The following is a 21,948-nucleotide window of genomic DNA, read 5'->3' on the forward strand; positions in this document are numbered from 1 at the left end:
CGAACGGTCTTGGACGCACTGGTCGCCCACTTTCGCAGCCGGGCGGCGACACGGATCCTGTCCGTGGTCCAGTCCCGACCGGGCGGGGTCCCTCACGGCCTGACCGGATGAACGTGGCCAAAGGCGACGAGGAGGCCCTGAACCATCTCACTGGTGGAGCAGGGGCCTCGTACGCCGACGCCATGCTCGGCTTCCCAGGTCGCATGGGCTACGTCACCTGAGCAAGAGCCGGGCCCTGCAAGCCGCTAGTGGGATCATCGCTCCATCGAGTGACGGGGAGGGAGTCGTCGACCGGCGGCTGCGCCTCCTTGAAGACCTGCACGAACCACCGCTCCCCCGCCGGAAGCAGCAGATGCAGCACGGTGATGACGTGGGTGGCGGTGGGCTCGTCCGGTATCCAGTGGAGCGGGGTCTTCTCCCAGTCGAAGGACACCCGCCTCGGGGTGATCGCATGGTGTTCGCTCACAGCGGCGGCTCCATTCGTGCGATCGCCCGCAGCGCCCTCGGCGTGAAGCGGGACATGAGGTGGGCGCCGCGCGCCTCCGGGGTGACGGGGACGACCGCCTGGTTGCGCACGACCGCGCGCAGGATCGCGTCGGCGACCTTCTCCGGCGGGTAATTGCGCAGCCCGTACAACCGCGCCGACTTCTTCTGGCGCCGCTTCTCCTCAAGGGCGTCGACTCCTGCGAAATGCGCGGTCGAGGTGATGTTCGTGTTGACGAAGCCGGGGCAGATCGCCGAGACGCCGATGCCCTGCCCTGCCAGCTCCGCGCGCAGGCATTCGCTCAACATCAGCACGGCCGCCTTGGAGGTGCTGTAGGCGGGCAGCGCCTTCGAGGGCTGGTACGCCGCTGCCGACGCGGTGTTGACGATGTGGCCGCCCTGGCCGCGCTCGGCCATCTGCTTCCCGAAGAGCCGGCAACCGTGGATCACACCCCACAGGTTGACGTCGAGGACCTTCTTCCAGTCCTCCGGAGTCGTGTCGAAGAAGGACCCGGAGAGCCCGATCCCCGCGTTGTTCACCAGCACGTCCACCACGCCGTACTCGGTGGCGACCTTCTCGGCGAGCTTCTCCATGGCCTGCTCGTCGGACACGTCGACCGTCTCGGCCCAGGCCTCGGGGGAGCCGATCAGCCGGGACATCTCCGCCGTGCGGGCCGCGCCCTCCGCGTCCCGGTCGACGGCCACCACGCGCGCGCCGGCCTCGGCGAACGCGAACGCGGTGGCCCGCCCGATGCCGCTGCCCGCGCCGGTGACCAGCACGAGCTGCCCGCCGAATCGGTCCGCGTACTTGCTGGTGGGCAGGGTGTCCCGGACGGGCACACCGTCCTCGTTGGCGTGCACGAACTCCGTGATCCAGGCCGCCAGTTGATCGGGGCGCGTACGCGGAACCCAGTGCTTGGCCGGCAGCGTGCGGCGCACCAGCTGCGGCGCCCACGTCTCCAGCTCGTCGTAGAGCCGCTCGGAGAGAAACGCGTCCCCCAGGGGCGTGATGAGCTGCACGGGCGCGTGCGCGTAGGCGTCCGGGCGTGGCCTGCTGAGCCGGGCCCGTACGTTGTCGCGGTACAGCCAGGCGCCGTGCGCCGCGTCCGACGGCAGTGACGGGGTCGGGTAGTCGCCCGAGGGCACCTTCTCGAGCCGCTGGAGGATCTTCGGCCACTGCTTGCCGAGGGGGCCGCGCCAGGCCAGCTCGGGCAGCACGGGCGTGTGCAGCAGGTACACGTACCAGGACTTGGCGCCCTGGCCGAGGAGCTGGCCGACCTTGCGCGGGGTGGGCCGCTTCATGCGCTGCTTGATCCAGTGCCCGAAATGGTCGAGGGACGGGCCGGACATCGACGTGAAGGACGCGATCCGGCCCTCGGCGCGCTGGACCGTGACGAACTCCCACGACTGCACCGAACCCCAGTCGTGCCCCACCAGATGTACGGGTCTGTCAGGGCTGACCGCGTCCACGACCGCCAGGAAGTCGTCCGTCAGCTTCTCCAGCGTGAACCCGCCGCGCAGCGGCTGCGGCGCCGTGGACCTGCCGTGTCCCCGTACGTCGTACAGCACCACATGGAAGCGTTCGGCGAGGCGCGTCGCCACCTCGGACCACACCTCCTTGGAGTCCGGATATCCGTGCACGAGCACCACCGTGGGCTGTGTCTCGTCGCCCAGCTCGGCGACGCACAGCTCGACTCCGCCCGTCCGCACCCAGCGCTCGCGCGCGCCCTCGAGACTCACTTGTCCTCCGCCCAGCGCCGCACATGCGGCAGATCGTCGTCCAGCCAGAACGCGCTCGCTTGAGGGTCCTTGGAGTCGGTGACGACCAGGATCTCCTCGAACTTCGCGCCCGTACCCCGGAATCCGAGGTGTGGTTCGACCGCCCACAGCCCCGGCCGGGGCGGATGGTCGGAGAACTTGTACGGAGACCACAGCGGCGACCAGCCGTCGCGGTGCCCGTGCAGCGCGTCGCTCGCCAGGCCCTTGAGGGACTGCGTGCCGAACCCGAACAGATGCGGCGCCCAGGGACGCTCCTTCACCCGGTCCACCTTGTGCGCGATCACGCCGAACGGATACGCGCGATGCCGGTTCGCATAGCCCTGGCGGACCATGAGTCGGTCCACGTCCTCGTAGATCTCGCGCAGCGGGCGCCGCTCGCGCACCTCGCGCAGGATCAGCTCGCGGTGCGCCTCCAAGTCGGCGAGCAGCTTGTCCTGCACCGGGTTCAGCCCGAGGGAGCCCGAGTAGCCGATGTCCGCCGTATAGCCCTTGTACACAGGGGCCATGTCGAGGATGAACGGCATCCCCGGCTCCAGGCGGCGGTTGGTGGGGAAGAACTGGAGCGGGATCCGGAAGTTCACGAACGCCGTGCGGTCGCCGAACCAGGCGAAGGGCAGGTGGAACCAGTCGCGCACCCCGCGCTCGCGCAGCCACTCACGCTGCAGGCGCGCCGCTTCGCGTTCGGTCACGCCCGGTTTCAGCTGCGCCGCGACCGCCTCCGCGCACTCGTACGCGAGGCGCTGCACTTCCCGGAACCCCCGCAGGTCCGCGGAGAGTCCGGCCGCTGATGAAACCTCTGATGAGGCCACTGCTGAGCTCATGCCACCGTCCGTCCACGCCGATTGCCTTACGCGCTCGTAACTTGACACTGATGAATGTGACAATTGTTAGAGGCTGCGTCAATAGGCGTGCGCGACACCTGTGGACAACCAATCCGATGTGGATAACGGCCGCCGGCTGTTCGACCTCAGGGGGACCCCTACGGGCCCGTACGACTGGAGTCTGACGCGAATCCAGCTCCGTGGTCTGACGACTGCTGTGGCGTGCGCCACTACTTTCGAAGCGTGACTGTGATCGCGACCGAAAGCCTGAGCAAGCGGTTCCCCCGGGTGACCGCTCTTGACCGGCTCTCCGTGGACGTCGGGCCCGGTGTGACCGGGCTCGTCGGAGCCAACGGAGCCGGCAAGTCCACACTGATCAAGATCCTGCTGGGTCTGTCCCCCGCCACCGAGGGCCGCGCCCAGGTGCTCGGCCTCGACGTCGCCACCGACGGCGGCGCCATCCGCGAGCGGGTCGGGTACATGCCCGAGCACGACTGCCTGCCACCCGACGTCTCGGCCACCGAGTTCGTCGTCCACATGGCGCGCATGTCCGGGCTCCCGCCGGCCGCCGCCCGCGAGCGCACCGCGGACACCCTGCGCCACGTCGGCCTGTACGAGGAGCGCTACCGCCCCATCGGCGGCTACTCGACGGGCATGAAGCAGCGCGTGAAGCTCGCGCAGGCCCTCGTGCACGACCCCCAGCTGGTCTTCCTCGACGAGCCGACCAACGGCCTCGACCCGGTCGGCCGCGACGAGATGCTCGGCCTGATCCGTCGTATCCACACCGACTTCGGCATCTCGGTCCTGGTCACCTCGCACCTCCTGGGCGAGCTGGAGCGCACCTGCGACCACGTCGTCGTCATCGACGGCGGCAAGCTGCTGCGGTCCAGCTCCACCACGGACTTCACCCAGACCACCACGACCCTCGCCATCGAGGTCACCGACACCGACGAGCACCCGGACGGCACCGGCGCGGTGCGCGACGTGCTCCACGCGCGCGGGATCGAGACCCACGACGGCAGCGGCCTGCCGGGCGCCGGGCACATCCTGCTGCTCACCGCCGAGGGCGAGGAGACGTACGACCTCGTGCGCGACGTCGTCGCCGAGCTCGGCCTGGGCCTGGTCCGGATGGAACAGCGAAGGCACCACATCGCGGAGGTCTTCAAGGACAGCGACGAACAGCGGAAGGAGGCGGTCGGCCATGGCAGTTGAGCAGTCCCTCACCCGAGGCGGTGAGCAGACCCGTATCCACAACATCGGCTACCGCAACTACGACGGCCCGCGCCTGGGCCGCGCCTACGCCCGCCGCTCGCTGTACTCGCAGTCTCTGCGCGGCGCCTACGGACTCGGCCGCTCGGTCAAGTCCAAGGTGCTGCCGATGCTGCTCTTCGTGGTGATGTGCGTCCCGGCGCTGATCATGGTGGCGGTCGCGGTCGCCACCAAGGCGAAGGACCTGCCCGTCGACTACACGCGCTACGCGGTCATCATGCAGGCCGTCATCGGGCTGTACGTCGCCTCGCAGGGACCCCAGTCCGTCTCCCGCGACCTGCGCTTCAAGACCGTACCGCTGTACTTCTCGCGCCCCATCGAGACCGCCGACTACGTACGCGCCAAGTACGCGGCGCTGGCTTCGGCGCTGTTCGCCCTCACGGCCGCGCCGCTGATCGTGCTCTACGTAGGGGCGCTTTTGGCCAAGCTCGACTTCGCCGACCAGACGAAGGGATTCGGACAGGGGCTGGTCTCCGTGGCACTGCTGTCGCTGCTCTTCGCCGGGATCGGCCTGGTCATCTCGGCGGTCACCCCGCGCCGCGGCTTCGGTATCGCGGCCGTCATCGCCGCCCTGACCATCTCCTACGGAGCGGTCTCCACCGTCCAGGCCATCGCCTTCGATCAGTCCAGCACGGGAGCGGTCCCGTGGCTCGGCCTCTTCTCGCCCATCACGCTCATCGACGGAGTGCAGACGGCCTTCCTCGGCGCCACCTCCGCCTTCCCCGGAGGGGAAGGCCCCTCGTCCGGGCAGGGCGTCGTCTACCTCATCGTCCTCCTGGGTCTCATCGCGGGCTGCTACGGCCTCCTGATGCGCCGCTACCGAAAGGTCGGGCTGTGACCACGCTCAACATCGACCACGTCTCGCGCTGGTTCGGCAACGTGGTGGCGGTCAACGACATCACGATGACGATCGGCCCCGGCGTCACCGGCCTGCTCGGCCCGAACGGCGCGGGAAAGTCCACCCTCATCAACATGATGGGCGGCTTCCTCGCCCCCTCCACGGGCACCGTCACCCTCGACGGCCAGCAGGTCTGGCGCAACGAACAGATCTACCGGCACATCGGCATCGTCCCCGAGCGCGAGGCGATGTACGACTTCCTCACCGGCCAGGAATTCGTCGTCGCCAACGCCGAGTTGCACGGCCTCGGCGCGAAGGCCGCCCAGAAGGCGCTCGCCACGGTCGAGATGGAGTACGCGCAGGACCGCAAGATCTCGACGTACTCCAAGGGCATGCGGCAGCGCGTGAAGATGGCGTCCGCGCTCGTCCACGACCCGTCCCTGCTGCTGCTCGACGAGCCCTTCAACGGCATGGACCCGCGCCAGCGCATGCAGCTCATGGACCTGCTGCGGCGCATGGGCGACGAGGGCCGCACGGTGCTGTTCTCGTCCCACATCCTCGAAGAGGTCGAACAACTCGCCGCGCACATCGAGGTGATCGTCGCCGGACGGCACGCGGCGAGCGGTGACTTCCGGCGCATCCGCCGTCTGATGACCGACCGCCCGCACCGCTACCTCGTCCGCTCCAGCGACGACCGGGCGCTGGCCGCCGCGCTGATCGCCGACCCGTCGACGTCCGGCATCGAAGTGGACCTCGCCGAGGGCGCGTTGCGCATCCAGGCGGTCGACTTCGGCCGGTTCACCGCCCTGCTGCCGCGCGTCGCGCGCGACCACGGCATCCGGCTGCTCACGGTCTCGCCGTCCGACGAGTCCCTCGAGTCCGTCTTCTCGTATCTCGTCGCGGCGTAGGAGGCCAAGAGATGTACGACCCCACAGTCGCCCGGCTCACGTATCGGGGGCTGCTCGGCCGCCGCCGGGCCCTCATCCTCTGCGCGCTGCCCGTCCTGCTCATCGTGATCTCCGCGGCCGTACGCGGCTTTGCCGGAGCCGACGACCAGGTGGCGTCGGACGTGCTCGGCGGGTTCGCCCTCGCCACGATGGTCCCGATCATCGGCGTCATCGCCGGTACGGGCGCGATCGGGCCCGAGATCGACGACGGCTCGGTGGTGTATCTGCTGGCCAAGCCCCTGAAGCGGCCCACGATCATCTTCACCAAGCTGATCGTCGCCGTCGCCGTCACCATGGCGTTCTCGGCGGTACCGACCTTCATCGCGGGCATGATCCTCAACGGCAACGGGCAGCAGATCGCCGTCGCCTACACCGTCGCGGCGCTGGTCGCCTCCATCGCGTATGCCGCGCTGTTCCTGCTCCTGGGGACGGTGACCCGGCACGCGGTGGTCTTCGGGCTCGTCTACGCGCTCGTCTGGGAGGCCCTCTTCGGGTCGCTGGTGTCCGGCGCGCGCACGCTCAGCGTCCAGCAGTGGGCGCTCGCGGTGGGCCACAAGGTCACCGGCGGGGACCTCGTCACCTCGGACGTGGGCCTGCCGACCGCGACGGTGCTGCTGGTCGCGGTCACCGTACTCGCCACCTGGTACGCCGGTCAGAGGCTGCGGTCGCTGACGCTGGCCGGGGAGGAGTGAGCGAGGGGCTCCACGCGCGCGTGGAGCCCTTTTTCTTGACAGCGGCTTCACCTCTGTCTGGGCACACTGGGCCAAGGGGATGCGCGGCTAGGAGGAACGGGGATGGCAGAACCGAAGGGTGAGGAACAGCGGGAGTCCGGGGACGTCTGGGACGACGTCGTACTGGACGAGAACTTCATACGCTCCGCGGAGACGGCCGAGCCGTCCGCTCGCGCGCGTATGCTCGCCGCCCGCTGGCGCGAAGGGGGACCCGATCCGCAGCCCTGGCGCTCCGACGAGCCGCCCGCGGGGTGGTTCTTCAGCAAGGGGCGGCGGCGCAGGTGGCGCCGCCGGTGAACCCCTTCGCGGCCGCCTTTTAATCAGTGGCGCCCAAGTCGGCGTACGGGCACAGTAGTTATGTCCACGCCGCCGCATCGAGCCGGCGCCATGTTCTGGGAGAGGAGCGCGATGATGCCCATCAGGAGCAATACGTCGAGCTCCCGACAGGGCAGCCCGCGGCGGGTTCCGGAGTAGTTACTCCTCTGTCGAACCCGCTCCGCACGGGGGGCTGCCCGGGGCGGCCGCTTCGAGCGCGCATTCTCGCGCGGGCCGCCCACCCGGAGGATTGGCCGAGAGGTAAGGCACCGGCTTGCGCTGTGTTTGATGAAAAGCAAGTCGCGGTCGGGGGCACCCCCGCGCGCGTTCGATCCGCGCATCCTCCGCAAGACGTACGACAGGCTGCCGACCCTGGACGGACAGCACCGCAACGCAACGCCTAACCCAGCAAGCGCTCCAGCACCACCGCGATGCCGTCCTCCTCGTTGGAGAGCGTCACCTCGTCCGCGACCGCCTTGAGCTCCTCGTGGGCGTTGGACATGGCCACGCCGTGGGCGGCCCAGGCGAACATGGGGAGGTCGTTGGGCATGTCGCCGAAGGCGATCGTGTCCGCGGCCTTCGCGCCGAGGCGGCGGGCGGCGAGAGACAGCCCCGTGGCCTTGGACAGGCCGAGGGGGAGAAGTTCCACTATGCCCGCGCCCGCCATCGTCACGCCGACCAGGCCGCCCGCGACCTGCGTGGCCACGGCCGCGAGCTCGTCGTCGGAGAGCGTCGGGTGCTGCACGTACACCTTGTTCAGGGGAGCCGACCAGAGATCGGACGCGTCCCTGATCGATACGACCGGGAGCGGGCCGTCCTGCACCTGGTAGCCGGGGCCGACCAGTACCTCGCCGTCGAGGCCGTCACGGCTCGCGGCCAGCAGCAGCGGGCCGACCTCCGCCTCGATCTTGGCGAGCGCCAGACCGGCCAGCTGCCGGTCCAGCGTCACCGAGGTGAGCAGCCGGTGCTCCCCCGCGTCGTACACCTGCGCGCCCTGACCGCACACCGCGAGGCCCTCGTAGCCGAGGTCGTCGAGGATGTGGCGGGTCCAGGGCACCGCGCGCCCGGTGACGACGATGTGCGCGGCGCCCGCAGCGGTGACCGCTGCGAGAGCCTCACGCGTGCGCTGCGAGACCGTCTCGTCGGAACGCAACAGCGTCCCGTCGAGATCGGTCGCGACGAGCTTGTAGGGAAACGAGCCGGTCGACCCCCTCGATCCCGCGGATCCATTTGATCCAGTCGACCCGGGCGACCCAGTGGTGCCGGTCACTTGGAGATCGGCTCCAGGACCTCACGGCCGCCCAGGTACGGACGCAGGACCTCCGGCACGCGCACGGAGCCGTCGGCGAGCTGGTGGTTCTCCAGGATCGCGACGATCGTGCGCGGTACGGCGCACAGCGTGCCGTTCAGCGTCGCCAGCGGCTGGACCTTCTTGCCGTCGCGCATCCGCACGGACAGGCGGCGCGCCTGGAAGCCTTCGCAGTTCGAAGCCGAGGTCAGCTCGCGGTACTTGCCCTGGGTCGGGATCCACGCCTCGCAGTCGAACTTGCGGATCGCGGAGGCGCCGAGGTCGCCCGAGGCCACGTCGATGACCTGGAAGGGCAGCTCGAGGCCGGTCAGCCACTGCTTCTCCCACTCCAGGAGCCGCTTGTGCTCGTTCTCCGCGTCCTCGGGGGTGACGTACGAGAACATCTCGACCTTGTCGAACTGGTGCACGCGGAAGATGCCGCGGGTGTCCTTGCCGTACGTGCCGGCCTCGCGGCGGAAGCACGGCGAGAAGCCGGCGTAGCGCAGCGGCAGCTTGTCGGCGTCGATGATCTCGTCCATGTGGTACGCCGCGAGCGGCACCTCGGAGGTGCCGACCAGGTAGTAGTCGTCCTTCTCCAGGTGGTACACGTTCTCCGCGGCCTGGCCGAGGAAGCCGGTGCCCTCCATGGCGCGCGGGCGGACCAGCGCCGGGGTCAGCATCGGGATGAAGCCGGCCTCGGTGGCCTGTGCGATCGCGGCGTTGACGAGAGCGAGCTCCAGGAGCGCGCCGACACCCGTCAGGTAGTAGAAGCGGGAGCCGGACACCTTGGCGCCGCGCTCGACGTCGATGGCGCCGAGCGCCTCGCCGAGCTCCAGGTGGTCCTTGGGCTCGAAGCCCTCGGCACCGAAGTCGCGAATGGTGCCGTGCGTCTCCAGGACGACGAAGTCCTCCTCGCCGCCGACCGGGACGTCGGGGTGCACGAGGTTGCCGAGCTGGAGGAGGAGCCGCTTGGTCTCCTCGTCCGCCTCGTGCTGTTCGGCGTCGGCGGCCTTGACGTCGGCCTTGAGCTGCTCGGCCTTCTTCAGCAGCTCGGCGCGCTCGTCCGGGGAGGCCTTGGGGATCAGCTTGCCGAGCGCCTTCTGTTCGGAACGCAGCTCGTCGAAGCGGACGCCGGACGACCTGCGCCGCTCGTCGGCGGAGAGGAGGGAGTCGACGAGGGCGACGTCCTCTCCACGGGCGCGCTGGGAGGCGCGAACACGGTCGGGGTCCTCACGGAGCAGGCGAAGGTCAATCACCCCTCAAGGCTACCGGTGCGTGCTTCCGGCCAACGACTCGATATTCCAGTGCGTGAGGGCTGTCACGTTATGCGCGAAATGCCGTACTGAATCTCTTGATCACCAATGCGCGTCAATAAAAGGGGCCGTACTCCCCGAAACGGGGCAGATGGCGGTTCTCGCGTTGACTGGATTCCCTTGTGCGGAACGGGACTTGAGAAGGCGTTGTCCACAGGGGCCCACACCCCTGCAGAGTTATCCACAGGCTGTGCGGAAGATCTGTGGACTCCGGAAGTGATCGTTCCGAAAGCCGCATGCGGGACGAAGAATTCCCGGGTCAAACCATCTCTACACCCACGTTCGAGTGGAAATGGTTCGCTCCAAAGGATTGATCAAGGGAAAAGAGTGGACGAGGGGTGACGTGCGGGGCTGTGGACGAACTTGGGGCCTGTAGGCCGATTTGTCGACGATGTAGCGCTTCGTTGTCGACTTGTCCCCAGGTCGAGAAGCGCACCTGTGGATAACGCCTGTGGATGACGAAAATCTGCAGGTAGGACTGAGAACAGACAGGACTCAGAACAGGCAGGAGTGAGAACAGGTGCGCCTGAGAGACAGGTAGGACGGAGAAGAGGACGGGTTAGAAACGGCCGTCCTGGCAGCGCGCCAGCCAGTCCGACGCGGCGGAGAACTCGTTGTCCGACGTACCGGCCCGGGGCGCGCGTACGTCCTTGGGGTCGACTTCCGCACGGGGGTACGAGCCGAGGAAGCGCACTTGGGGGCAGACCCGCTTGAGCCCCATGAGCGCCTCGCCCACGCGGCGGTCCGAGATGTGGCCCTCGGCGTCGATGGCGAAGCAGTAGTTGCCGATGCCCTCGCCGGTCGGCCGGGACTGGAGCAGCATCAGGTTGACGCCGCGTACCGCGAACTCCTGGAGCAGCTCCAGCAGGGCGCCCGGGTGGTCGTCGCGCTGCCAGATGACCACGGACGTCTTGTCCGCGCCGGTCGGTGCCGCGGGTCGGGCGGGCCTGCCCACCAGCACGAAGCGCGTCTGCGCGTTCTCCGCGTCGTGGATCCCGGTCTCCAGCGGCTGCAGCCCGTACTTGGCCGCCGCGAACTCGCCCGCGAAGGCGGCGTCGTAACGGCCCTCCTGCACCAGCCGTGCGCCGTCCGCGTTCGACGCCGCGGACTCCCAGAGCGCGTCCGGCAGATTGTTCTTCAGCCAGTTGCGCACCTGCGGCTGCGCGGCGGGGTGCGCGGTCACCGTCTTGATCTCCGACAGCTTCGTGCCGGGCCTGACCAGCAGCGCGAAGGTGATCGACAGGAGCACCTCGCGGTAGATCATCAGCGGCTTGCCCGCGACCAGCTCGTCGAGAGTCGTGGTGATGCCGCCCTCCACCGAGTTCTCGATCGGCACGAACGCGGCCTCGGCCTCGCCGTTGCGGACAGCGTCCAGCGCTGCGGGAACCGACACCATCGGGACGAGCTGCCGGGTGGCAGCCTCCGGAAGCGTGCGCAGGGCGACTTCGGTGAAGGTGCCTTCGGGACCGAGATACGCATAGCTGGCTGGCATGACCTCACCCTAATGGGCCTTGCACAACCCGGCTCACCCCTGTGGAAACCGCCGCCCCACAGGACGGCCCGCCCTCGTGGATTCGGCAGCCCCTCAGCCGTCCGTCGGCGTTCGCTCTCAGCCGTCCGCCGGCGACCGCATTCAGCCGTCCGCCGGCGTTCGCCGTCAGCCCTCCAGCAGCCGCTGCCCCACGTACTCCCCCTCCGCCGCCCCGCCCGGCACCGCGAACAGCCCGCTCGACTCGTGGCGGATGAATGTGGACAGGGCGTCGCCGCGGTCGAGCTTGCGCTGCACGGGGACGAATCCGCGCAGCGGATCGGCCTGCCAGCAGATGAAGAGCAGGCCCGCGTCGGGCGCCCCGTCCGGGTCGAAGCCGTCGTGGAAGGAGAACGGGCGGCGCAGCATCGCGGCCCCGCCGTTCTGGTCGGGCCGGGTGATCCGGGCGTGCGCGTTGATGGGGACGACCAGGCTGCCGTCGGCGTCGGTCTTGTCGAGGTTCATCGCGGTGGTCTCGGTGCCGCCGGTCAGTGGCGCCCCGGTGGACTTCTTCCGCCCGATGACGTCCTCCTGGTCCTTGAGCGAGAGCTTCTCCCAGTCGTCGAGGAGCATCCGGATACGGCGTACGACGGCGTACGAGCCGTTCGCCATCCACGCCGGGTCGCCGGACGTGGGCACGAAGATGCGCTGGTCGAAGTCGGACTCGGACGGCTTCGGATTACGGGTGCCGTCGATCTGGCCCATCAGGTTGCGGGCCGTCATCGGCTGGGCGGTGGCGCCGGGCGAGCGGTTGAAGCCGTTCATCTGCCAGCGCACCCGGGCCGCGCTGCCCGCGTCCTTCTGGATCGCGCGCAGGGCGTGGAAGGCGACCAGGGCGTCGTTCGCGCCGATCTGCACCCACAGGTCGCCGTTGCTGCGCGCCTTGTCGAGGTGGTCGGAGGAGAAGTCGGGCAGCGGGTCCAGGGCGACCGGGCGCTGCTTCTCCAGGCCGGTACGGGCGAAGAAGCTGTGCCCGAAACCGAAGGTGACCGTCAGGGACGACGGACCGGCGTCGCGCGCCACGTCCGTGTCGTCCTGCGCCGCCGCCTCGCCCGCCATCAGTCGCTGGGCCGTCGTCGACCAGCGGCGCAGCAGTGCGGCCGCCTCCTTGCGGCCCGCGCCCGAGGTCAGGTCGAAGGCGACGAGGTGGCCGCGCGCGTGGAGGGCGGTGGTGATGCCGGGCTGATGTTTCCCGTGAAACGTCACCGCGTCCGCGCCGAGCGCGGTCAACGGCGTGGCCTTCTCGGCTGAGGGAGCCGCCGCGTATCCCGCGGCGCCTCCGGCCGCGCCCAGAGCGAGTCCGGTGGCACCTGCGGTGCCGAGCAGCCGACGCCGCGAAAAGACCCCTCTGGAAGAGGGCTCTTGGGAAACGGCCTCCCCAAGGGGGGCATTTTCCGAAGCGGCGCCCTCAGGATCCGAAGCGGCACTCTTAGGAGAGGCCTCCGGAGTGGACTGGTCAGCCATGGTCAGGTTCAGCCGATCTGCGCGTTCTTGTTCACGGTCGCTTGGTCGATGTCGGAGGTCCGCACGGTCACCGCGATCTTCCAGTCGCCCGCCATGGGGATCTGCACCCCGCTCGCCGACCAGTGTCCGGTGGCGATGCGGTCGGGGGTGACGGGCAGCGGACCGATGCTCTTCGCGTCGAGGGTGAAGGCGACCTTCACCTCGGGAACGTCGAAGGCCTTGCCGTTGGGGCGCTCCACGAAGACATGCATCTCGTTGCCGCCGACCCGGGCCGGGTCGAGGGTGACCTCCACCGTGCCCTTGCCGTCCTCGCCGCCCGTGTCGAACGGGATCTTCAGGGACAGCGGCCCGGACCGCTGCGAGGCGGACGCGGTGGCCTGTTGGGCCGCCTCCTCGGTGCGCCCCGGCTCGGTGGACGTCAGCACGGTCGTGACGGCCAGCAGGGCGACGGCGACGCCCGCCTCGGCCAGCACCGAGCGGCGCAGGCCCGAGCGGAGCGGGTCGGCGTCGCGGATGCGCTTCTCACGCGCGGTGGCCACGGCGGCCCGCTGCCGGGCGAGCTGGGCCGCGCGCCGGGAGCCCGCGGGAACCGTCGTCTTCTCGCGCTGGGCGACCACGGCCTCCGCGACGGCCTCCGCGGCCGGAACCTCCGACAGCTGCCCGGTCCAGCGCCGCGAGATCCCCGCGATGCCGACGAGGACCGCCACCAGGCCGATCTTGACGAGCAGCAGCTGCCCGTACGTCGTGTCGGTGAGCGCCGACCAGGAGCCGACCTGGCGCCACGACTGGTAGATCCCGGTCGCGACCAGCGTGAGGACGCTGCCGAACGCGACGCGCGAGAAACGGCGTACGGCCGTTGCCTCGATCTGCGCGTCCACCGGCGCCCGGAACAGGGCCACCAGCAGCGTCGACAGCCCGCCCAGCCAGGTGGCGACGGCCAGCAGGTGCAGCACGTCGAGGGGCATCGCGAGGCCCGGCTGGATGCCGGTCGAGGCGTGCTCGGCCATCGCCCAGGTAGCGGCCAGGCCGGCCGCGACGACGGCGCCGCCGATCGCGAGCCCGAAGGTGAGGTCCTTCTTCTCGGCGGCGGCCTCGGCGGCGGCCTCGGCGGAGCCGCCGGCCGCGTCTGCCTCGTCACGCTTCACGTACGCCCCGAAGAGCACCGCGATGAACAGCGCCCCCGCGGCGAGCAGCAGCAGCCGCGAGACCAGCGCCGCGCCCGCCTTGGTCTGGAGCACCTGCCCGAGCAGCGTCAGGTCGAAGATGTCGCCGACCTTGCCGGAGCCGACGTACGCACCGCGCAGGAGCAGCAGCGCGAGCGTGGCCCCGGTCAGCGCCAGCCATCCGGCGACCACGAGCCGCTGCACCGGACGGACCCCGGCGCCGCGCTGCCAGCAGGCCAGCACGAAGGCCGCGCCGCCGACGAGGAGGATGAATCCCGCGTACGAGACGTAGCGCGCGGTCCCGTAGAGCGCGCCGACGACTCCGCCGCCCGCCGCCTGGCCGGACAGCGCGACGGAGGTCTGCGAGGGCGCGCCGATGGAGAAGGTGAATGCGCCCGAGACGGGGTGGCTGTCCGCCGACACCACCTGGTAGGTGACGGTGAACGTACCGTCGGGCAGCCCCGAGTGCAGCTTCACGCCGTACGTGGTGCCGCTCAGGTTGGTCGCCTTGCCGGTGTCGACGCGCTTGCCCTTGGGATCGAGCACGCGCAGCGAGCCGTCGTTCATCGCGACCTTCTCGGAGAAGGTGAGCGAGACCTGGGCGGGTGCCTTGTCGACCACCGCTCCCTGCTTCGGGTCGCTCCCGGTCAGCGCGGCGTGCGCGGAGGCGGGCGCCGCGCCGGCCAGCAGCGTGCCGGCGACGGCGAGGAACAGCAACAGCAGCGTCCGTACCCGGAGGACGCCACGGGAAGCGCTGTTCTCGGCGGCACGGGAAGCATGACGGAAGGCACTACGGGAAGCGCCGTTCCCGGCAGCACCGGGAGCGATGGTCTGCGTCACAGGTGATCCCTCCCTCAGTGCCCGGTCTCGGGGTTGTACGTCGCGGACTTCACCGGCATCGAGATCTTCACCGTGCCGGACTTGGCGAAGCGCAGCTCCACGGACACCTTCTCGCCCTGCTTCGGCTTGTGGGTGAGCTTTTCGAACATGAGGTGGTTGCCGCCGCTCGCGAAGTCCAGCGTGCCGTCCGCGGGCACCGAGAAGGACTTCTCCTCCTCCATCGCGCCGCCCTTGGTGGAGTGCAGCGTGACGTCATCCGAGAGGTCGCTGGTGACCGAGGTCAGGGTGTCGGCGCCACCGGAGTTGGTGACGGTGAAGAAGCCGGCCGCCATGGTGCCCATGCTCGGGGCGGGCATATAGGCGCCGGTGACCTTCAGTTCGGGCTTGGCCGAAGTATCACCGTCGCCCGAGCCGCAGCCCGCCATCGTCACCGCCGCGGCAATGACCATCGCGGATCCGGCGAGCGGCCTCCAAGGACGGCCGGGACGCCTCACGGGTTCTCCCCCTTGATGAGCTTGGGGAGGTCCTTGGTGTAGTCGTCGACGGTGGCGTCCTCGCCGTACAGCACATAGCCCCCGTCGGTCTTCGGCGAGAACGCGATGACCTGGGTGCCGTGCACGGAGACGAGCTTGCCGTTCTTGTCCTTCGTCGTCGGCTCGATGGAGATGCCCATGGTGCGGGCGCCGGCCTGGATCGTGGCGAAGTCGCCGGTCAGGCCGACGAAGTCGGAGTCGATGCCCTTGAGCCACTTGCCGAGCGCGGAGGGGGTGTCCCGGGCCGGGTCGGTGGTCACGAACACGACGCGCAGTTTGTCCTGCTCGGCTTTGGACAGCTGCTTCTTGGCGACGGCGAGGTTGTTCATCGTCAGCGGGCAGACGTCGGGGCAGTGGGTGTAGCCGAAGTAGATCAGCGTCGGCCGGCCCTTGGTCTGCGCGCGCAGGTCGTACTTCTTGCCGTTCGTGTCGGTGAGCACGAGGTCCGGCTTCTCGAACGGCTGGTCGAGGACCGTCGCGGCCTTGCCCGAGCCGGTCTCGGCGGACACGTCGGCGACCGGCTTGTTGCTGTCGTCGCCACTGCCGCAGGCGGAGAGGGTCAGAGCGGCGGCGGCGAACAGGGCGGCCGCGGCATACGTCTTCTTGCGCATAGAAAAATGTCCCAGATGTGAGGGCTCCGGTGCGCACCGGGGTCGTACAACGCCCGAACGGCGAGGTCGTACGTGCTCCCGGTGCACACCGAAAGGGGGTGGACCTCAGGCGTTCGTACGCCGACGACCGGCCAGCACGCCGAACGCCACGCCCGCGACGCCGACGACGATGCCGACGATGCCGAGCACGCGCGCGGTGGTGTCACTGCTGTCGGAAGACGCGGCCTCGGTGGTGTCCTTGGCGGCCGCCTCGGAGGCGGAGGCATCCTCGGTGGTGCCGGCGGAGCCGTGGTGGCCCGCCTCCGTGGACGCGGCGGTGAGCGTGAGCACCGGAGCCGGGTTCTCGGGCTCCGCCTCGCCCTCCTTCTGAGGCTCGATCCAGCGCACGACCTCGTTGTCGGAGTACGTCTGGAGGGCCTTGAAGACCAGTTCGTCGGCGTCCTCGGGCAGTTGTCCGACGGCGACCGGGAACTTCTGGAAGAAGCCGGGCTCGACGCCCTTGCCGGTGGCGGTCCAGGTGACCTTGGAGACGGCCTCGTCGATCTTCTCGCCCTCCATCTCGACCGGCTTGGCGAGCTTGGTCTTGGTGACCTTGACGGTCCAGCCTTCGACGGGCTGCGGCATCACCGAGGCGAGTGGGTGGTCGGTCGGGAAGCTCACCTCGAGCTTGGTCGTCGAGGCCTTGTCACGCTCGTTGGGAACCTTGAAGTCGACGGTCGCCCAGCCGCCCTTGGTGGCCTCGCCCTCCGGCTGCACGCTGACGTGCGCGAAGGCGGGGGCGGACAGGGCGAGAACGGCCGAGGCGGCGACGGCACCGGCGGCGGCGATACGGGAAGCCTTCATGGCAGGAAACACTCCACTTTCAGTCCGTTGAAAGTCCGTTGAAGGAAGGGGTGCGCGTGCCGAAAAGTGCCCTCTAAGGAGAGGTGCCGAAAAAGGTGGGCACGCGCGTGTGCCGCACGACGGCATCCCCTTCGTGGAGTGCGCGTCGTGTCAGGCAGCGAGGACGAGTGCGGTGGAGGACGGTGGTCCGCGTCGGATCACCGTGTGCTGAAGTGTGGTGGTACGAGGCTTCGGCGGCGCGAGCAGTGCGGAGCGCGGAGTGCGCGGCGCCGCGCCCGGCGTACCGGGAAGTCCGGCGCGCAGGGCGCGCACGAGTGCGAGCGCGGCGCGCAGGGATCGTACGAGCGCCCCTTCCGCGACCCCGTGCGCGGACAGCCGCATGAGAAGCAGCAGTGCCATGTCCCCGCGGCGCAGCACCCATCCGGCGGCGACGGCCGCGAGGACGTGGCCGAGCAGCATCGGCAGGGAGGGCAGCACCGACATCGACATGGACATCGACATCGAGGAGCCCGTGGCGGCCGACAGGGCGTCCGCGGGGTGGTGCATCGACTGCGTCATGCCCATACCGAGTCCCGCCTCGGCGAGGATCTTCTGGGCCTGCGCGGGGCTGATCGCCGCCGCGGTCGTGCCGCACACGAGCCGTGCCGCCCGCTCGACGAGCGAGGCGTCGGACATCGACATGCCCGAAGAAATCGACGACATCGACGACATTGAAGAAATCGACGACATCGACCACGTGCCCGACCCGATGGCCGTACTGCCGTACTGGCCAAGGCCGAACAGTGTGTGCAACACGGTCTGGCCGACCGCGAGAACCGCCGCGATGCCCGGCAGCGAGCGTTCACGTCCCGCCAGGGCGGCGGTGACGGCGAAGACCGCGAGGAAGCCGGCGCCCAGCGTCCACAGGGGGACCGTGGCGCAGGAGGCGAGCCCATGACCGGTCGCGGCCAGCACGACACAGACCGCGGCGAACACCGCGGCCCGCAGAATCCGGAGGTCGATTCCGGAGCGCGCCCTGCGCTGGTGGGGGGCAGTCATGGCGGGCTCATCATCGCACTGGGCTTACCCGTTCCCTACGGCAGGTCCGCAAGGTGACGTTCGGCTGCTTACGTTCCGGAAGATCACCATCTGGGGGGCGCCACCCGCACATACACCGATCCCTGTCGCGTGCGCATCCACCGTATGGGCGGCATCACGTCAAGTGGGCGATTGCGCACGGGTGCTTGCGGCAATACGTAACGGTATGTCGAGCCGCGGCCAGGAGGCTGGAGCATGAGCATCTGGTGGTCACTCCATTTGCGGCGCGAGGCTGCGAGCGTTCCGCTCGCCAGACGCCTGCTGCTCGGCACGATGGAGACCGCGGGCGTCGACCCGGACATCTCCTACGACCTTTCCGTCGCCCTGAGCGAGGCCTGCGCCAACGCCGTCGAGCATGGCGGGGACACCGCGCACGGCGCCTCCTCCGAGGCCTACCGGGTGACCGCCTACCTCGACGGCGAGACGTGCCGCATCGAAGTCGCCGATTCCGGCCCCGGCTTTCCGTCGGGTCGCGCCCGCACGCCGCTCCGTCCGGCGCGTGCCGACGCCGAGCACGGCCGGGGCCTGTGTCTGATCCAGGAACTCGCCGACCACGTCCACTTCGACAACAAGCCGGGGCGGGGCGGCGCGGTGGTCAGCTTCGACAAGATCCTCAAGTGGAAGAAGGACCCTTCTTTGCTGACGGCCTAGCGCGCTGAGCGGCGGCGAAGCCCCCGGTCGCACCACCGCTCAATCTGGAAGCCAACTTTATATTGACAGTAGACTCCCATTTGGGAGTAGCCTTTCATTAGGTTGCTCCCTCTTGGAGGTCCACGTGTCCGTACCCCGCCTGTCTCCGTCGCCCCGCCGTTGGTGGGCACTGGCCGCCCTCACGTTCAGCGTGCTGATCGTCGGGCTCGACGGCACGATCATCAACGTCGCCCTGCCGACTCTCGCCGGCGATCTGCACGCCGACAGCGCGCAGTTGCAGTGGATCGGCGGCGGCTATCTGCTCGCCCTGTCCGTGGCCATGCTCCCGGTCGGCCTGCTGGGCGACCGGTACGGCCACAAACGGCTGCTGCTTTCCGGGATCGCGCTCTTCGGGCTCGCCTCGCTGGGCGGTGCGTTCGCCGGGTCGCCCGCCACGGTCATCGCGGCCCGGGCCGTCCTCGGCCTCGGCGCGGCCACGATCATGCCGCTCTCGATGGCGATCCTGCCGCGCGTCTTCGCCAAGGAGGAGCTGCCCAAGGCCATCGCCACCTGGACCGCGGCCACCGCCCTGGGCATGCCCGTCGGCCCGCTCGTCGGCGGCTGGCTGCTCGACCACTTCTGGTGGGGCTCGGTCTTCCTCTTCAACGTGCCCGTCACCGTCCTCGCCCTGGTCGCGGGCCTGTGGCTGCTGCCGAGCGACAAGAAGCGCGAGGCCGCCGTCCCCTTCGACGCCCTCGGCGCCGTACTGAGCGCCCTCGGCATCACGGCACTCGTCTACGGCACGATCCTGATCCCGCGCGACGGCTGGACCGACCCGACGGTCCTCGCCACCCTCGTCGCCGGAGCCGGCCTCCTCACCGGCTTCGTACGGCGCGAGCGCCGCCACCCGCACCCCCTGGTCGACCTGAAGCTGTTCGCCGACCGCCGCTTTTTGTGGGGCACGCTGATCGCGGTCTTCGTCAACTTCGCCGTGATGGGCATCCTGTTCGTCGTCCCGCAGTACCTGCAGGCCGTGCTCGGCCACGACTCCTTCGGCACCGGAATCCGCGTACTGCCCCTGATCGGCGGGCTGATGGCCGCCGCCACGGCGAGCGAGGCCGTCGTGCCCCGGCTCGGCGCCCGCACCGTCGTCCCGCTCGGCATGGCCATCCTCGCCGGAGGGGTCTTCCTCGGCGCGGCCTCGGACGTCTCGAACGGCTACGGCTTCACCGCGCTCTGGCTCTCCCTCACCGGCCTCGGCTTCGGCCTCGCCGTCGTGCCCGCGACCAGCCTCGTGATGGGCTCGCTGCCGGAGGGCAACACCGGTCAGGGCACGAGCCTCCTGGAGACCGTCCAGCAGCTCGGCGGCGTCCTCGGCGTGGCGGGCCTCGGCAGCCTCCTCGGCTACGGCTATCTGAACCGGCTCCGCACCGACGGCCTGTCCGGGCCGGCGGCCGACGCGGCCCGCGACTCGGTGTCCGGCGCGGACGAGGTCTCCCGGCAACTGCACGACACGGGCCTCGCGACCTCGGCGCACGAGGCCTTCGTCCACGGTATGAACCTGGTTCTTACGGCCTGCGGGATCATCTCCCTGCTGGCCGCCGTACTCGCCGCGATCTACTTGCCGAGCCGGTCCACGGAGTCCCGGAAGGTGGCCCAGGCCGCGCCCGAGCAAGCAGAATCGGTGGCATGACTACGCAGGAGACCGTCGTATGACCGCGCAGGAGACCTCGGCCGCTCCCCTCGGCCTGCGGGAGCGCAAGAAGCGACAGACCCGCGACCGCGTCCGCCGCGAGGCGTACCGCCTGTTCGCCGAGCACGGGTACGAGGCGACGACCGTCGACCAGATCGCGGAGGCGGCCGAGATCTCCCCGAGCACGTTCTTCCGGTACTTCCCCACCAAGGAGGACGTGGTCATCCAGGACGAGTACGACCCCGCGCTCGTCGAGGCACTGCGCGCCCGCCCGGCCGGCGAACCGATCGTCGACGCGATCCTGCACTCCCTGAGGGGCCCGCTGGGCCAGCTGCTGGAGCAGGACCGCGAGGAGCTGCTGCTGCGGACCCGGATCACCTTCACGGACCCCGCGATCCGGGCCCGCTCGGTGGGAGAGCAGGAGCGCAGCGAGGCGGAGCTCGCCGCGATCATCGCGGAGCGCAGCGGGCGGGATGCCTCGGACCTCGACGTGAAGTGCGCGGCCGCGGCCATCATCGCCGTCTTCACGACGCTGGTACGGCACTGGGTCGAGGGCGGCGGCACGGAGGACCTGGCTCAGCTGTACGAGCGTCATCTGCCGCTGCTGTCGCACGGCTTGGAGTTCTGAGCTCCGTCTGCCGCTGCTGTCACACTTGTTCGGGGTTCTAGAGGGGCACGTTTACGTTTCGGACCCCCTAGGAGGGCGTTTTCGGGCTCCCGAGGAGGGCGTGTTCGCGCCGACTTCAGCTTTCTCAGAATCCATATCCCGTTCACAGCCTCACCCCATGACCCTGACGGGTGCCGCTTCTAACTTCCCGACCATGACTGGGACCCACAAGGACACAACGATCACCCGGCGCCGCGCCCTCGCGGTGACCGGAGGCACGGTCGCGGCCGGCGGACTCGCGGTCGCCGGATACCAGGCGGCGTTCGCCGACGAGACCACGACCACCACCACCGACGCCGCGTCCGCCTCGGCGAGCTCCACCAGCAGCGGCACGTGCGTGCTGATGTCCAGCGTCACCGAGGGGCCGTACTACCTGGACGGCGCCCTGGTGCGGAAGGACATCACCGAGGGCAAGAGCGGCGTTCCACTGACGCTGCGCATCACCGTCCAGGACACCACCGACTCCTGCGCCCCGGTCTCCGGCGCCGCCGTGGAGATCTGGCACTGCGACGCCTGGGGCTACTACTCCGGCTACACCACCGCCAACCCCGGCGGCTCCGCGCCCGCCGAGAGCGAGGACGGCTCCACCGCCAACGATCAGACGTACCTGCGCGGCTACCAGGTCGCCAACGCCAACGGGGTCGTCAAGTTCGAGACGATCATCCCCGGCTGGTACACCCCGCGCACCTGCCACATCCACGTCAAGGTGCACACCGGCGGCGAGAAGGAGGACGGCACCTACGAGGGCGGCACGGTGAACTACACCGGGCAGCTGTTCTTCGACGACGACATCGCCGAGACGATCTTCGCCCTGGAGCCGTACTCCCAGCACACCGGCAGCTACACCACGCTCGACAACGACATGGTGTACGACGGCGGCGGTGCCTCCAGCGGCCTGCTGACGCTCGAGCCCGTCCACAAGAAGGACCCGTCCAAGGGCTACAAGGGCTACATCACCCTGGGTATCGACCCCGACGCCGAGAGCACCGGCGCGGGCAGCGGCGGCGGTGGTACGCCCCCGAGCGGCGCGCCGAGCGACGCCCCGACGGGTACGCCGCCGAGCGACGCCCCGAGCGACAGTGCCTCCCCGTCCGCGTCGGCGTCTTCGTAAGGAA

The 21,948-nt window shown here is 69.6% G+C and carries 21 protein-coding genes and 1 tRNA gene; 10 read left to right on the forward strand and 12 right to left on the reverse strand.

The features are described 5' to 3' along the window. Positions 1-208: 208 nt before the first annotated feature. From ACZ4WS_RS14395 to ACZ4WS_RS14405, 3 genes are read right to left on the reverse strand one after another with little or no spacing between them, the layout of a single operon-like run. Positions 209-466 carry a metal-dependent hydrolase gene (locus tag ACZ4WS_RS14395; protein WP_467980306.1) on the reverse strand — a complete coding sequence of 86 codons (258 nt, stop codon included), beginning with the start codon at positions 464-466 and terminating at the stop codon, positions 209-211. After that, positions 463-2,223 (reverse strand): SDR family oxidoreductase, encoded by a 1,761-nt coding sequence (locus ACZ4WS_RS14400; RefSeq protein ID WP_467980307.1) that lies wholly within the window; start codon positions 2,221-2,223, stop codon positions 463-465. Before ACZ4WS_RS14400 ends, ACZ4WS_RS14395 begins: the two co-directional genes overlap by 4 nt. Further along, complete coding sequence (locus ACZ4WS_RS14405) at positions 2,220-3,083, reverse strand: M24 family metallopeptidase (protein ID WP_467980309.1); 864 nt, start codon at positions 3,081-3,083, stop codon at positions 2,220-2,222. The genes ACZ4WS_RS14400 and ACZ4WS_RS14405 overlap by 4 nt, the downstream gene beginning before the upstream one ends. Positions 3,084-3,332: 249 nt before the next feature. On the opposite strand from ACZ4WS_RS14405, the gene ACZ4WS_RS14410 reads away from it, so the two are divergent. The 6 genes from ACZ4WS_RS14410 to ACZ4WS_RS14435 all read left to right on the forward strand — a co-directional run bounded on the left by ACZ4WS_RS14410 (position 3,333) and on the right by ACZ4WS_RS14435 (position 7,530). Beyond that, a complete protein-coding gene (locus ACZ4WS_RS14410) occupies positions 3,333-4,295 on the forward strand; it encodes an ABC transporter ATP-binding protein (RefSeq protein ID WP_467980537.1) in 963 nt (320 codons plus the stop codon). Further along, positions 4,285-5,190 (forward strand): ABC transporter permease subunit, encoded by a 906-nt coding sequence (locus ACZ4WS_RS14415; protein ID WP_467980311.1) that lies wholly within the window; start codon positions 4,285-4,287, stop codon positions 5,188-5,190. The genes ACZ4WS_RS14410 and ACZ4WS_RS14415 overlap by 11 nt, the downstream gene beginning before the upstream one ends. Beyond that, positions 5,187-6,098 (forward strand): ABC transporter ATP-binding protein, encoded by a 912-nt coding sequence (locus ACZ4WS_RS14420; RefSeq protein ID WP_467980313.1) that lies wholly within the window; start codon positions 5,187-5,189, stop codon positions 6,096-6,098. The genes ACZ4WS_RS14415 and ACZ4WS_RS14420 overlap by 4 nt, the downstream gene beginning before the upstream one ends. A gap of 11 nt (positions 6,099-6,109) precedes the next feature. Next, entirely contained in the window at positions 6,110-6,829 is a 720-nt protein-coding gene (locus ACZ4WS_RS14425; RefSeq protein WP_467980315.1) for an ABC transporter permease, read from the forward strand. A 102-nt stretch (positions 6,830-6,931) separates the two neighbouring features. Continuing rightward, positions 6,932-7,165, forward strand: coding sequence for an SGM_3592 family protein (locus ACZ4WS_RS14430; protein WP_467980317.1), 234 nt, complete (start codon positions 6,932-6,934; stop codon positions 7,163-7,165). A 262-nt stretch (positions 7,166-7,427) separates the two neighbouring features. Next, positions 7,428-7,530 (forward strand) — tRNA-OTHER (locus tag ACZ4WS_RS14435). Between the two features lie 53 nt (positions 7,531-7,583). On the opposite strand, the gene ACZ4WS_RS14440 is transcribed toward ACZ4WS_RS14435, so the two are convergent. The 9 genes from ACZ4WS_RS14440 to ACZ4WS_RS14480 form a co-directional block, all read right to left on the reverse strand. Further along, on the reverse strand, positions 7,584-8,453 hold the full coding sequence (locus ACZ4WS_RS14440) for an HAD family hydrolase (RefSeq protein WP_467980319.1): 870 nt from the start codon (positions 8,451-8,453) through the stop codon (positions 7,584-7,586). Continuing rightward, positions 8,450-9,727 carry a serine--tRNA ligase gene (gene serS, locus ACZ4WS_RS14445; RefSeq protein WP_467980321.1) on the reverse strand — a complete coding sequence of 426 codons (1,278 nt, stop codon included), beginning with the start codon at positions 9,725-9,727 and terminating at the stop codon, positions 8,450-8,452. The genes ACZ4WS_RS14440 and serS overlap by 4 nt, the downstream gene beginning before the upstream one ends. A 616-nt stretch (positions 9,728-10,343) precedes the next feature. After that, positions 10,344-11,276, reverse strand: a complete 933-nt coding sequence (gene pheA, locus ACZ4WS_RS14450; RefSeq protein ID WP_467980323.1) for a prephenate dehydratase — start codon at positions 11,274-11,276, stop codon at positions 10,344-10,346. A 165-nt stretch (positions 11,277-11,441) separates the two neighbouring features. Continuing rightward, positions 11,442-12,776, reverse strand: a complete 1,335-nt coding sequence (efeB, locus tag ACZ4WS_RS14455) for an iron uptake transporter deferrochelatase/peroxidase subunit (protein ID WP_467980325.1) — start codon at positions 12,774-12,776, stop codon at positions 11,442-11,444. 8 nt (positions 12,777-12,784) lie between these two features. Beyond that, positions 12,785-14,662 carry a copper resistance CopC/CopD family protein gene (locus tag ACZ4WS_RS14460; protein WP_467980539.1) on the reverse strand — a complete coding sequence of 626 codons (1,878 nt, stop codon included), beginning with the start codon at positions 14,660-14,662 and terminating at the stop codon, positions 12,785-12,787. Between the two features lie 131 nt (positions 14,663-14,793). After that, positions 14,794-15,273, reverse strand: a complete 480-nt coding sequence (locus ACZ4WS_RS14465) for a copper chaperone PCu(A)C (protein ID WP_467980327.1) — start codon at positions 15,271-15,273, stop codon at positions 14,794-14,796. Beyond that, positions 15,270-15,923: an SCO family protein gene (locus ACZ4WS_RS14470; protein ID WP_467980328.1), complete on the reverse strand. Its 654-nt coding sequence runs from the start codon at positions 15,921-15,923 to the stop codon at positions 15,270-15,272. Before ACZ4WS_RS14470 ends, ACZ4WS_RS14465 begins: the two co-directional genes overlap by 4 nt. Positions 15,924-16,028: 105 nt before the next feature. Continuing rightward, on the reverse strand, positions 16,029-16,766 hold the full coding sequence (locus ACZ4WS_RS14475; RefSeq protein WP_467980330.1) for a YcnI family copper-binding membrane protein: 738 nt from the start codon (positions 16,764-16,766) through the stop codon (positions 16,029-16,031). A gap of 150 nt (positions 16,767-16,916) precedes the next feature. Further along, complete coding sequence (locus ACZ4WS_RS14480) at positions 16,917-17,804, reverse strand: hypothetical protein (protein ID WP_467980332.1); 888 nt, start codon at positions 17,802-17,804, stop codon at positions 16,917-16,919. A gap of 234 nt (positions 17,805-18,038) precedes the next feature. On the opposite strand from ACZ4WS_RS14480, the gene ACZ4WS_RS14485 reads away from it, so the two are divergent. The 4 genes from ACZ4WS_RS14485 (at position 18,039) to ACZ4WS_RS14500 (ending at position 21,944) form a co-directional block, all read left to right on the forward strand. Then, entirely contained in the window at positions 18,039-18,494 is a 456-nt protein-coding gene (locus ACZ4WS_RS14485; RefSeq protein WP_467980333.1) for an ATP-binding protein, read from the forward strand. 124 nt (positions 18,495-18,618) lie between these two features. Further along, positions 18,619-20,166, forward strand: a complete 1,548-nt coding sequence (locus ACZ4WS_RS14490) for an MFS transporter (protein ID WP_467980335.1) — start codon at positions 18,619-18,621, stop codon at positions 20,164-20,166. Positions 20,167-20,185: 19 nt separating this feature from the next. Beyond that, on the forward strand, positions 20,186-20,794 hold the full coding sequence (locus tag ACZ4WS_RS14495; protein WP_467980337.1) for an acyl-CoA-like ligand-binding transcription factor: 609 nt from the start codon (positions 20,186-20,188) through the stop codon (positions 20,792-20,794). A gap of 193 nt (positions 20,795-20,987) precedes the next feature. Beyond that, positions 20,988-21,944, forward strand: coding sequence for an intradiol ring-cleavage dioxygenase (locus ACZ4WS_RS14500; protein WP_467980338.1), 957 nt, complete (start codon positions 20,988-20,990; stop codon positions 21,942-21,944). Positions 21,945-21,948 lie beyond the last annotated feature (4 nt).

The sequence above is a fragment of the Streptomyces sp. NPDC029292 genome (assembly GCF_055569295.1).

Excerpts from the sequence above, each read along its gene's own strand:
- ACZ4WS_RS14470 (WP_467980328.1), bottom strand. The coding sequence starts at position 15,923 with ATGCGCAAGAAGACGTATGCCGCGGCCGCCCTGTTCGCCGCCGCCGCT.
- ACZ4WS_RS14430 (WP_467980317.1), top strand. The coding sequence starts at position 6,932 with ATGGCAGAACCGAAGGGTGAGGAACAGCGGGAGTCCGGGGACGTCTGG.
- ACZ4WS_RS14415 (WP_467980311.1), top strand. The coding sequence starts at position 4,285 with ATGGCAGTTGAGCAGTCCCTCACCCGAGGCGGTGAGCAGACCCGTATC.
- efeB (WP_467980325.1), bottom strand. The coding sequence starts at position 12,776 with ATGGCTGACCAGTCCACTCCGGAGGCCTCTCCTAAGAGTGCCGCTTCG.
- ACZ4WS_RS14405 (WP_467980309.1), bottom strand. The coding sequence starts at position 3,083 with ATGAGCTCAGCAGTGGCCTCATCAGAGGTTTCATCAGCGGCCGGACTC.
- ACZ4WS_RS14480 (WP_467980332.1), bottom strand. The coding sequence starts at position 17,804 with ATGACTGCCCCCCACCAGCGCAGGGCGCGCTCCGGAATCGACCTCCGG.
- pheA (WP_467980323.1), bottom strand. The coding sequence starts at position 11,276 with ATGCCAGCCAGCTATGCGTATCTCGGTCCCGAAGGCACCTTCACCGAA.
- ACZ4WS_RS14485 (WP_467980333.1), top strand. The coding sequence starts at position 18,039 with ATGAGCATCTGGTGGTCACTCCATTTGCGGCGCGAGGCTGCGAGCGTT.
- ACZ4WS_RS14425 (WP_467980315.1), top strand. The coding sequence starts at position 6,110 with ATGTACGACCCCACAGTCGCCCGGCTCACGTATCGGGGGCTGCTCGGC.
- ACZ4WS_RS14475 (WP_467980330.1), bottom strand. The coding sequence starts at position 16,766 with ATGAAGGCTTCCCGTATCGCCGCCGCCGGTGCCGTCGCCGCCTCGGCC.
- ACZ4WS_RS14500 (WP_467980338.1), top strand. The coding sequence starts at position 20,988 with ATGACTGGGACCCACAAGGACACAACGATCACCCGGCGCCGCGCCCTC.
- ACZ4WS_RS14495 (WP_467980337.1), top strand. The coding sequence starts at position 20,186 with ATGACCGCGCAGGAGACCTCGGCCGCTCCCCTCGGCCTGCGGGAGCGC.